The following is an 11,114-nucleotide window of genomic DNA, read 5'->3' on the forward strand; positions in this document are numbered from 1 at the left end:
ACCAGATGAATGCTCCCCGCCCTTCCCCTGTTCAGTACCTGCTGCCGCGACTGAACGAAATGTTGTTTGCCGCTCTGTTGTTCGGGCTGATGAGGATTGCCCCGCGACTGTTGAATCAGGACGGCGATACCGGCCGACATCTGGCGGTCGGTCGCACCATCCTTGCCACCCATCAGATTCCGCGGGTGGATATTTTTTCCCACACCATGAGCGGACAGCCGCTTTCTCCGCATGAATGGCTGGCGCAGGTTGTCTTTGCCCTGGCTGAGCGAGCCTTTGGGCTGAGTGGGGTGACCCTGGTGACGGTGCTGATACTGGCGGCGGCTTTGACACTGGTCTACGGTGAGGCGCGCCGCCGCAGCCGTACGCCCATCCTTGCCCTGGGCATCACGCTGTTGGGCCTGGCAGCCGCCAGTGTCCACTTTCTCGCCCGTCCGCATGGTTTCACCCTTTTGTTCGCCGTCATCTGGCTGGTGTTGCTGGAACGAATGCGTGAAGGCGTCCGGCTTTCCCCGCTGTGGCTGGGGCTGGTGATGCTGGTGTGGGCCAACACCCACGGCGCGTTCATCGCCGGTTTTGTGATTTCGGCCGCCTTTCTGGCAGAGGCTTTGTGGGTGGATGCCCGCCAAAAGCCCTTTCGGCTTTCCGCCCTCAGCCGCACCTTGCTGATGGGCGGCGGGGCGGCGCTGGCCGCTTCGCTGCTCAATCCGGTCGGGTGGGGGGTCTGGAAAACCGCTTTTGAATTTTTGAGCAACCGCTACCTGGTCGGGCATACCCAGGAATACCTTCCGCCCAACTTTCAGCAGGCGGCTTTCTACCCGTTTCTGGCGCTGATCGGCCTTTCGGTCTGGCTGGTGGGCAGCCGGCTGACCAGCCTGCCCCTCTCCCAACGTCTGCTGCTGGCCGGCTGGACGCTGATGGGGCTGTTCAGCGCCCGTAACATTCCGCTGTATGCAGTGGTTGCCGTGCCGATTCTCTCCGAAGCGCTGGCGCAGGAAGTCCGCGGGCGACGCTGGGAGAAAATTGAAACGTCCATAGCGGCGCTGGAAGATCAACTGCGCGGGGTGGTCTGGATGCCGTTGAGCGTCACGGTTTTGATACTCGCGGTCCTGTTTGTCCCGGCCGTGCGCGAGGCCAGTCGGTTTGACCCGCAAATCTTTCCGGTGGCGGCGGTGGACTGGATCGAAGAGCATCCTCAAAGCGGGCGTATGTTCAATTATTTTCCGTGGGGCGGTTATCTGCTTTACCGTCTCTACCCGGATTACCGCGTCTTTATTGACGGGCAGACCGATTTTTACGGCGAAGCCCTGACCCGCGAGTACGAGACAGTCCTCACGCTTGCGGCGGGCTGGGAGGATGTGCTGGTGCGCTATGATGTGGCGTGGGCGATTGTCCCCGCCGCTGAACCGCTGCGGAGTGTCCTGCAAACCGCCGGCTGGCAGGAAGTCTATGCCGATTCAACTGCCGTCATCCTGCGGCGATGAGGGGTCACTCGGCCAGTAGATAAGCCAGTATCCAGCGGGTAGTGGCCAGCAGGGCATCCAGATGGGTGCGCTCGTAGTGGTGGGAGGCATCCACCCCCGGGCCGATCAGTGCCACCCGCAAATCCGCTCCGCTGCGCAGCAGTGCGCCGCCGTCCGAGCCGTAGTAGGGGTAAATGTCCACCTTGTAGGCAATCTGGTGCTGTTCGGCCAGCTGGCGCAGGCGGGTGCTGAGGGCGTGGTCGTACGGCCCGCCGGAGTCTTTGACGCACAAAGTGGCATGAAATTCATCGGAGGTTTGCCCTTCGCCGATGGCGGCCATATCCACTACCACCAGTTCGCCGACTTCGGCAGGAAAGCCGGTGGACGCGCCGTGTCCGACTTCTTCGTAATTGCTGATCAGGGCGTAGGTGGTTTGCTTTGGGCGCAGGCCGGCACGCTTTAAGGCTTGAAAAGCCGCCACGATGCACGCCACACAGGCTTTATCATCCAGAAAACGCGAGCGGATGAAACCGTTTTGTACCTCCACGCGTGGGTCAAAGGTGACAAAGTCACCAACCTGAATGCCCAGCCCACGGGTTTCTTCCGCGCTGGTGGTGCGGGCATCCAGCCGCACCTCCATGCTGGATTCATCGCGCGGGGTTGTTGAGACTTTCTCGCCGTACACATGCACCGAGGCTTTTTCCGGTAGGACACTGCCGCGGTAAGCCTTGCCGTCCACGGTAAACACGGTGCAGCCCTCAGCCTCGATGGCGTTCCACGGAATACCGCCGATACGCGTCAGGCGCAGGCGTCCGTTGGATTTGATTTCCTTTACCATGCCGCCCAGCGTGTCGACGTGAGCGGTCAGGGCGCGCGGTTGAAGAGCCTGTTCGCCGGGGAAGACCGCCAGCAGCGCGCCTTTGCGGGTGCGCAGGTAACTCACCTCCGGTATGGATTGCAGGGCGGCAGCGGTGTAGAGAATTGCCGATTCGGTAAAACCGGAGGGACTGGGGGTATTCAGCAGGCCGGTCAAAAAGTCAACCAGCTCCTGTGGGTTGATTTCGGGCAGTGGGTTCATAGGCGATCCTTTTTCCTAAATTTGTTCAGGTAGACGCCGGGCCGGGCGGGATGCCCTCGAAGGCGGCAATTTTTTCGCGCCAGTGGTCGGGGATCGGAATACTGCGGTTCTGGTGATAGTCAAAGGTGACCATGACGATTTCGGCAGTGGCTTTGACTTCGCCGGTTTGCTGGTTTTCGATCAGGTACTCGGTTTGAAAGCTTTTGCCGCCCAGCCGGGTGACCCGCATGCCCACCCGAACCGGCTCATTCAATTGAATTGGAGCGCGGTAGGCAATGTGGACATCGGCAACGATCATGCCGAGGTTGAAAAAGTCCTTGCCATCAAACAGGCCGAGGTTCTGGACATACGCCAGCCGGGTCTGTTCCAAAAAGACCAGAAAACGAGCGTTATTGACGTGCCATTGCGGGTCGAGATCGCCGTAACGAACGGTAATGGGATAGTGGAATTTAAAGTTGGACATGCGTCAATTTTACCGGAATTGTATAAAAATTGTCCAGCAAGCGCAGAATGTCAACTGGAATGGTGACCTCTGTCACTTGCACCATCACAAGCTTTCTCATAAACTGAACATATAACCAGAGTATTCCTACCCAAATTGAAGATTGTAAATTGAGGATTGAACGCCATGCAAATCACACGTCAGGCCGATTATGCCCTGCGGGCAATGTACTACCTGGCAAAACTGGAACCCAATCAGCGTGCTGCAACCAGCCAGATTGCCGAGGAGCAGAGAATTCCCCCTTCTTTCCTGGCAAAGATCATTTCGCAGCTTTCGATTGCCGGCTTGATTCACACCTCGCGCGGCGCCCACGGGGGTGTGACCCTGGCACGCCCGGCTGAAGAGATCACCATTCTGGAAGTGGTGGAAGCCATTGACGGGCCGATTGCGTTGAACGAGTGCACCTACTCCAAGGATGCCTGCCCCTTCGGTGAAGACTGCCCGATTCGACCGCTGTGGTGCGAAGCGCAGGATCAACTGGTGGAAAAACTGCGCACGACCACTTTTGGGGCGTTCGTCAAAGCCGCTGCCTGAGAGAGATTGGCGGGGAGAACGCAGCAATGCCGGAGGGGTTCACCCTCAATCGGGGCTGGGTGCTGGTGTTGAAGGACGGCCGCGTGGTGGTGGATTGGGGAGAAAACGTCTTTCAAGACCTTGCCAGCGGCCAGTTTATCGAATCGGTTGATCTGATTGGCAGCCACACCATACGGGACGAGGAGCTGGCCTGGTTGAAGCGCACCGGTCAGGTGCTGGATTATGACGCCGGTCAGGTGTTTCTGGGCAGCCTGCCCGAACGGCGGCGCAAGCCGTTGGATTAAAACACACCAGCCGGTTCATCCCCTGCCGCGCAGGGTTTGTTCCAGTTCGTCCAGCGGCAGGCGCGAAGTCATATCCAGGCTGAGCGGGGTAACCGCCACCTGCTTTTTGATTCGCAGGGTGTACACATCGCTGTCCGGCTCAACTTCACCCGGCTCGACCCGGATGATGAAGTTCACATCAGCCGGGCTTTCCAACCCGTCTTTGCGCCTGGAGATGGGAAAGAAGTACCGCTGACGGCTCTGGCGGGTGACCTGCCAGGGGGTTTGGGGGGTTGCCGAAGCAGGGACTTCGACTTTCAGCACATCCACATCCGGTTGAGGGGGCAGGTTGAGCAATCGTTCGGCAAAGTAGGCGGTAAAGTAAGCCGCGCTGGAAAAATCCACCTCGCGCGAGTGAGTGTAATACTCGCCACTGGGCAGTTCAAGCGAGACGGCCAGCGCCGGAATGCCAAAACTGGCGGCTTCGAAGGCTGCCCCCAGCGTGCCGGAAACGGTGATGCCGCTGCCCACATTTTCTCCGTAATTGATGCCGGAAACCACCAGATCGGGTTTATGCGGCATCAGGTCGAGGATGGCAAACATCACCGTTTGGGCGGGCGAACCGCCAATGGCGTAGGCCGTCCATATCTGGCGGCCGATTTGAAGAGAGCGCGGAGTGATGATACCGTCGGCTTGCAGGGGGTGACTGCGTCCGGCGCCGCTGTACTGGTCGCGCGGAGCCGCCACGGTTACAAAGCCCAGCCGTGCCAGCGCCTCGGCAGCTGCCCACAGGCCGGGTGACTCGATCCCGTCGTCATTGGTCAGGAGGATTTGTTTGCGTGTACTGCTCATGAGCAGCATTGTACTATAAGATGCCCGCCAGAAACAGAGAACCGCCCTTGCGGGCGGTTTCTGCCTTTCTTTGGCTGCGGCAACCTTTATCGGGAACCGAGGAGGGATGCCGCAGCCATACGCTTACTACTACTATCTGCCATTGTCAGCATCACCTCCTCTTCGTTAGGATGGCGATTGTTGAGGTGGTGCAAGCCACCGTGAATGTGATTTGAGTATGGCATAAACCGCTGTAAAAGTCAAGGATGATGCTGGCTTTGTAAAATGGTTGAAAGGCGGATTTCCGCCGATGAGCAGATAGGGTGTTTCATGGTTGGTGTGAAAACTTCCTCCTGCCAGATCAACACCCTCCGCCGATGTCTTGCACCGGCCTGCCTGCCTTGCTACAATACAAGCATGACCCAAACCATCCAGCGTTTACGCCTTCCGCTGGCGGTCTGCCTGCTATTAGCCCTGTACGCCGGCTGGCTATTGTGGGGTTCCACCGACCCGTGGGAGCGCTACTGGCTGGGCAATCTTTCCATTCTCATTGGCGGGGCAACAGCAGCCGCAACGGCCGGCTGGTTGAGCACGGTTGTTCAAAGTGAGGCGCGTCAGGGCTTCCGTTTTTTGGGGCTGGGTTTGGGCATCTGGGCGCTCAACGATCTGCTACGCATGATCGTGCTGGCGGTCGTGCCGGGTTTTTTGTCGCGCCCAAATGTGTGCGATGTGCTCTACCTGCCCGGAGCGCTGCTGGTGGCAACCGGTTTGGTGCGGTTTCCGCGACCGCTACCTTCTTCCGGCAGCCGGCTGCGGCGCTGGCTGGATGTGACCCTGACCTCGCTGGCCTCACTGACGCTGATGTATTTGCTGGCAGTTCAACCGCGGCTCAACGCTCCGCCGGCTGGCGGCAACCCGCTGGGCATCCTTTATCCGCTGGCCGATCTGGCTTTATTGCTGCTGGTGGTCAATCTGCTGTTGATCAGCGATGCGCGCCGTCCTTCCCTGCCGTTTGGCTGGCTGACGGCAGCGCTGGTGGTTTTTGCGCTGACCGACTTGCTGTATGCCACAGCTCTCTTTTCAGGAAATTACCAGATTGGCGCAGCCACGGATTTAGGCTGGGCGGTGGGGGATGCGCTCTGGCTGGCGGTGCTGCTGCGAACGCCTTTCGCGATTCGGGTGCTCAATCCGACTGAGGTGCGCCCTCAACCCGGCGGAGGGTGGCTGCAAGGCGGGCTGGTGCGCCTGCAAAGTCTGCTGCCAATTCTGGCGGTGCTGGTGCTGGGCTGGTTTGCCCTGCTGGACTGGCAATTGACCGATCAGTTCAATCAACCGGTATTGGGAGTGACCGTTTTGCTGGTGCTGGGTCTGATTGCCCGTCAGGGGCTGGTGACGGGTGAGGTTGAATTTGAGCAGTACGCCGGGCTGGTGAAGAGCGTTGCCGAGCCGGCTTTTATTTGCGATGAAAACGGCCGGTTGACGCTGGTCAACCCGGCTCTGGCAATCGCAACCGGTTACAGCGAGGCAGACCTCACCAGTCGCACACTGGCGGATCTGCTGCCTGAACCGCCGGGGGCTTATTCGTGGCTGGATCTGGCCAAAATTGAACAAGAGGGCGAGGGACGCGGCTGGTCGGGTGAAACGGTGCTGCTGCGCAGCAGCGGCGAACGCCTGCCGGTGTTCCTTTCTCTGCGGCCGGTGCTTTCTTCCAGCGCCAAACGTCTGACGATTGCCGGAACGGCGCATGACCTCAGCCTGCAAAAGCGCCAGCAAGCCGCTCTGCAAGCGGCTTACGAGCGCATAGCCGCTGACCGCGCCGAGCTGGAACGGCTCAACCGCGAACTGGAACGACGCGTTGCCGAAAAAACCGCCGATCTCAGTCAGGCCTACCAGCAGTTAGAGGCGCAAAACCGCATGCTTCGCGAACTGGATCGCCTTAAATCCGACTTTGTTTCGCTGGTTTCCCACGAATTACGCGCCCCGCTGACCAATATCAAAAGCGGAATCGAGCTATTGATGTACGGCACCCGTCCGCTCTCCGGGCGCAGCAGCCAGATCCTGACCCTTGTGCAAGCCGAAATCGAACGTCTGACCCATTTTGTCGAGACGATTCTTGACCTTTCGGCGCTGGATGCCGGTAAACTGCCGCTTTACCCGGCTCCCCTGCCGGTCAGCCGGATTTACACTGCCCTGCAAAACCAGATTGCCCACCTGCCAGATGCCAGTCGGGTGCGCTGGTCACTCCCGGAGGATTGCCCGGCGGTGCTGGCTGATGAACAGGCCCTCACCAGTGTCCTGTTTCACCTGCTGGATAACGCCTTCAAGTACGCCCCGCAGGGTGAGATCGAAGTATCCGCCGGTGCGGAAAACGGGCGGTTGTGGCTGCGGGTACGCGATCACGGCAGCGGGCTGCCGGCGGATGCGCTGCCGCACCTCTTCGAGCAATTTTATCGGCACGATAGTCAGGATAACCGCGCCATTTATGGCCACGGGCTGGGATTGTACATCGTGCGCCGGTTGGTTGAAGCCATGCAGGGCGAGGTGCGTGCCGAAAATCACCCGCAGGGGGGAGCCTGCTTTACCTGCTGGTTGCCGCTGGTGGAAATGAACGAGTCGGAAGGATCACTGCAAGAGGAGGGGAGCGAAACATGACCAAGATTCTGGTGGTAGATGATGATCCGACCCTGCTGCGTTTTTTGCAGGACTTCTTGCGCGAAGAAAAATACAGCGTGATTGCCGCCCCAAACGGCAACGAGGCTTTACGGCTTGCCTACCGCGAACATCCCGACCTGGTGGTGCTGGATGTGATGATGCCCGGCATGGATGGCTGGGAAGTCACCGCCCGTCTGCGGGAAATGTCGGACGTTCCCATCATCCTGCTTACCGCCAAAAGTTCCGAAGCCGACAAACTGCGCGGTTTTGGGCTGGGGGTGGATGATTACCTGACCAAGCCGTTCAGTTTTGCGGAATTGAACGCCCGCATCCAGGCCGTCTTAAACCGCGCCCGTCACAAACCGTTCTCGGAGAGAAATCTGCTGCAAATTGGCGATCTGGAAGTGGATTTAGACCGGCGTGAACTGCGGCGTGGCGGCCAGCCGGTGGCGCTCACCCCAACCGAGTTTCGGCTAATGGAGGTGCTGGCGCGCAACGCCGGCAAAGCGGTTGCCGAGACCGAGCTGGTGCGTGAGGTGTGGGGGGCTTACCGGCAGGAAAACACCACCACCGTGCGCCGTTACATCTTCCTGCTGCGTAAAAAAATCGAACCCCAGCCGGATGAACCGCGCTACATCCTCACCGTGCGCGGTTACGGCTATCGTTTGGAAGGGGGATAGGTTTGGGGGACAGGGTTCTTATCAATGAACCGGCTGGTGAGAGCCGGACAGGATGGAGGTGATCTTTGGATATTCGTGCCTATAACCGCGATGCCTGGAACCGTCAGGTTGTCCGTCAGAATCCGTGGACGCTGCCGGTGAGCCACGAGGAAGTGATGGCTGCCCGGCAGGGTGACCTGCGCATTTTGCTCACACCCACCCGCTTCGTGCCGCTGGATTGGTTTCCACCGCTGGCAGGAGCCGAGGTGCTGTGCCTGGCATCAGGCGGCGGGCAGCAGGGGCCGCTGCTGGCTGCCTGCGGGGCCAGGGTGACGGTATTCGATAACTCGCCGGCACAACTGGCTCAGGACCAACAGGTTGCCGAACGGGAGGGGCTGAACCTGACGCTGGTTGAAGGGGACATGCGCGATCTCTCGGTTTTCGCCGATGCGGCGTTCGACCTGATTGTCCACCCGGTTTCCAATGTCTTTGTGCCGGATGTGCTGCCGGTCTGGCGGGAGGCCAGCCGCGTGCTGCGCCGGGGCGGGGTGCTGCTGGCCGGTTTCAACAACCCGGTGCTGTATTTGTTCGATTTTGACGAACTCGACCAGGGCCGGCTGGTGGTCAAGAACAAACTGCCTTACGCCGACCTGACGCATCTTTCGCCCGAAAAATTGCAGCAATTCATGGACGAAGGGCTGCCGCTGGAATGGAGTCATTCCCTGGAGGAGCAAATCGGCGGTCAACTGGCGGCCGGCCTGGTGCTGACCGGCTTTTACGAAGATGTAGACCCCACCAGCGTGCTGGGCGAATACATTCCCTCCTACATTGCTACGCGGGCGGTTAAATCATGAACGGGCTGGAAAGCGGTTTGCCCCTCCGCGTGATTGTGGCTTCGCACAATCCGGTCAAAATGGAAGCCGTGCGCAGTGGCTTCCAGCGCATGTTTCCACCATCCGAGATTGAAGTGCAGGCGGTCAATGTCCCCAGCGGGGTCAGTCCTCAACCGATGAGCGACGCGGAAACCCTGCAAGGCGCGCTCAACCGCGCCCGGTCTGCGAAGCAGGCCGTGCCGCAAGCCGACTTTTGGGCGGGGATTGAAGGCGGTATTGAACAGTACAAGGGGACGCTGAGTGCCTTTGCATGGGTGGTGATTCTTTCAGCCGACCGCTGCGGTAAAGCCCGCAGCGCCACTTTCGACCTGCCGCCGGCCCTGGCGGAGATGATCCGGCAGGGGGTGGAGCTGGGCGAGGCGGATGACCGACTGTTCGGCCGACAGAACTCCAAGCAACAAAACGGCGCGGTCGGCCTGCTGACCGGGGATGTGATTGACCGCGCCCGCTACTACGAACAGGCAGTCGTTTTGGCTTTAATTCCGTTCAAAAACCCGCACCTCTATCCGCCCGGCGGGGAATGGGGTTAATCATCTACTGCACCGCTGTGCCTTTGGTGCGCCCCATCCATTCGAGGTTTTCCAATTCTCCGAAGTGCTCTTTGAAGATGCGGTAGTAAAACAGCTCTTCTTTGGTGTGGAGAACCCATCCGTTGGGTAGTTGACGCTCGCGCTTGAAGTCGGCATCGCTGACGTGCTGGTTGGCGTACTCCTCGATCAGGTTTTGAACGCCAGCTCCCTGCCAGAATTTGGCTTTCGGTCGCCACAGTACCGCAGCAGGCAGCAGATCCTCCACGGCTCGTCGCAAAATCCATTTTTCAATGATTTCGTCCCCGCGCTTATACAGTTTGAATTGGGGTGGGATGCGCAGCGCAAAATCCACGACATCCGGGTCGGTAAACGGCACAAAGGGCACCACACCGTTTGCCTGCGCGCATCGGTCAACCCGCTGTAATGCGGTATTATGCAAGCGATTGAGAATGTCTTCCAGTTCAATCGGGAGGTTCTCTAACGGCAGGGACTTGAGATACTCGTAACCGGCAAACAATTCATCACCGGCTTCGCCGGATAGCACCGCCCCGGTGAAGTCCGAGACCATCTCGGCTGTCAGGTAGTTGGTTATCGAAGAACGAACCAGCAATGCATCGAACGATTCCAGATGATAGATGACCTGAGGAAGAATGTTGAGCATTTCTTCCAGTGTTACGATGCGCTCATGGTGAATAGTATTCAAATGAATCGCCATCTGACGGCTATATTCGAGGTCTTCTGCACCTTCCACACCGCTGACAAAAGAATGCAGACTGCGCACGTGGGGTCTGGCAAGAGCCGCAATGGCTGAAGAATCCAGTCCGCCCGAAAGCCAGCAGCCCATTTCATCGGTGATGATGCGGCGTAGAATCGCCTGCTCAAGGCGCATGCGTAAGCCGGTGATCAAACTGTTTTCGTCCGCATCGCTGAAAGTTTGGGGATCAAATTTTTTGTAACGATGGAAGCCCCGGCTGGTGGTAAAAACCGTTGCCGGTGGAAATTCGTGAATATCCTTTATAACCGGTAAGAGGGCTTTTACTTCTGAAGAAAAAACAAGCGTCTCTCCTGTTTTGCCGTAGTACAAAGGCTTTACCCCCAGAGGGTCACGGGCGAGCATTAATTCATCCCCGCAAATCGCCGCCATGGCAAATGATATTCTGGTAGAAGAGAGGAAATCCTCATCCGGTAAAGGCGCGGATACACCATCCCAGACGGCCTGTTGTTCCAGGGTTAGCGGAACGGCTTGCTTTTCTACCGGATTCCAGCTTGCATACAGAGTAGCACGATGGCTACGAATCAATTTTTTGCTGCGTTTGCCGCGGTGGGCTATTTTTTCAATCATGCGAACGACCGTATCTTGTTCGCCAGGCCTGGCAATGCCTGCAATGGCTGCCATGATGACACCTCCTTTGATCTTTGAATTTGGTTGGGTTTTTTATAACCCAAAACAGCGGGGGAGTCAAATCAGGTCAATTAGGAGATTGTTGAAAAACAAATAACTGGGATTGACGAAAAGGGGAAAACCTTAATACAATCGAACCAAACCACTTTGGAGATCAGCGGGATGGAAAAGCAGCGTTTTGAAGAAACCGGCAAAGGATCATTTTTTGGGGACTATCTGTACGACCAAGTTGTAGCAGCCGATCATTTTTTGCGGAAATTGAATGAATTGATCGAGTGGAAACACTACACCCGCAAGTTAATTCGGC

The 11,114-nt window shown here is 58.3% G+C and carries 11 protein-coding genes; 7 read left to right on the forward strand and 4 right to left on the reverse strand.

Annotated features, from left to right (window positions below; all coding sequences use genetic code 11):
• Positions 1-5 precede the first annotated feature (5 nt).
• Positions 6-1,484: a hypothetical protein gene (locus tag AC812_RS00515; protein WP_061912990.1), complete on the forward strand. Its 1,479-nt coding sequence runs from the start codon at positions 6-8 to the stop codon at positions 1,482-1,484.
• A gap of 4 nt (positions 1,485-1,488) precedes the next feature.
• Here AC812_RS00515 and AC812_RS00520 read toward each other — a convergent pair whose 3' ends face one another.
• Positions 1,489-2,541: a M42 family metallopeptidase gene (locus tag AC812_RS00520; RefSeq protein ID WP_061912989.1), complete on the reverse strand. Its 1,053-nt coding sequence runs from the start codon at positions 2,539-2,541 to the stop codon at positions 1,489-1,491.
• A 25-nt stretch (positions 2,542-2,566) separates the two neighbouring features.
• Complete coding sequence (locus AC812_RS00525) at positions 2,567-3,004, reverse strand: acyl-CoA thioesterase (protein ID WP_061912988.1); 438 nt, start codon at positions 3,002-3,004, stop codon at positions 2,567-2,569.
• A gap of 165 nt (positions 3,005-3,169) precedes the next feature.
• On the opposite strand from AC812_RS00525, the gene AC812_RS00530 reads away from it, so the two are divergent.
• Positions 3,170-3,577, forward strand: a complete 408-nt coding sequence (locus tag AC812_RS00530; RefSeq protein WP_061912987.1) for an RrF2 family transcriptional regulator — start codon at positions 3,170-3,172, stop codon at positions 3,575-3,577.
• A gap of 26 nt (positions 3,578-3,603) precedes the next feature.
• Entirely contained in the window at positions 3,604-3,861 is a 258-nt protein-coding gene (locus AC812_RS00535) for a hypothetical protein (RefSeq protein WP_061912986.1), read from the forward strand.
• A gap of 15 nt (positions 3,862-3,876) precedes the next feature.
• Here AC812_RS00535 and surE read toward each other — a convergent pair whose 3' ends face one another.
• Positions 3,877-4,692: a 5'/3'-nucleotidase SurE gene (surE, locus tag AC812_RS00540; protein WP_169787238.1), complete on the reverse strand. Its 816-nt coding sequence runs from the start codon at positions 4,690-4,692 to the stop codon at positions 3,877-3,879.
• Positions 4,693-5,001: 309 nt separating this feature from the next.
• Between surE and AC812_RS00545 the strand changes: the two genes are divergently transcribed.
• From AC812_RS00545 to yjjX, 4 genes are all read left to right on the forward strand, one after another.
• The gene (locus AC812_RS00545; RefSeq protein WP_169787239.1) at positions 5,002-7,323 is read left to right on the forward strand and encodes a sensor histidine kinase; all 2,322 of its coding nucleotides are present in this window, start codon (positions 5,002-5,004) and stop codon (positions 7,321-7,323) included.
• Positions 7,320-8,003, forward strand: a complete 684-nt coding sequence (locus tag AC812_RS00550) for a response regulator transcription factor (RefSeq protein WP_061912983.1) — start codon at positions 7,320-7,322, stop codon at positions 8,001-8,003. The genes AC812_RS00545 and AC812_RS00550 overlap by 4 nt, the downstream gene beginning before the upstream one ends.
• 65 nt (positions 8,004-8,068) lie before the next feature.
• Complete coding sequence (locus AC812_RS00555; protein WP_061912982.1) at positions 8,069-8,836, forward strand: class I SAM-dependent methyltransferase; 768 nt, start codon at positions 8,069-8,071, stop codon at positions 8,834-8,836.
• Positions 8,833-9,405: an inosine/xanthosine triphosphatase gene (gene yjjX / locus AC812_RS00560; protein ID WP_061912981.1), complete on the forward strand. Its 573-nt coding sequence runs from the start codon at positions 8,833-8,835 to the stop codon at positions 9,403-9,405. Before AC812_RS00555 ends, yjjX begins: the two co-directional genes overlap by 4 nt.
• A 4-nt stretch (positions 9,406-9,409) precedes the next feature.
• Here the strand turns inward: yjjX and AC812_RS00565 are convergent, their stop codons facing one another.
• Positions 9,410-10,801 carry an asparagine synthase-related protein gene (locus AC812_RS00565; protein WP_061912980.1) on the reverse strand — a complete coding sequence of 464 codons (1,392 nt, stop codon included), beginning with the start codon at positions 10,799-10,801 and terminating at the stop codon, positions 9,410-9,412.
• Positions 10,802-11,114: the final 313 nt, after the last annotated feature.

The organism is Bellilinea caldifistulae (genome assembly GCF_001306055.1).
Classification (GTDB): Bacteria; Chloroflexota; Anaerolineae; order Anaerolineales; family Anaerolineaceae; genus Bellilinea; species Bellilinea caldifistulae.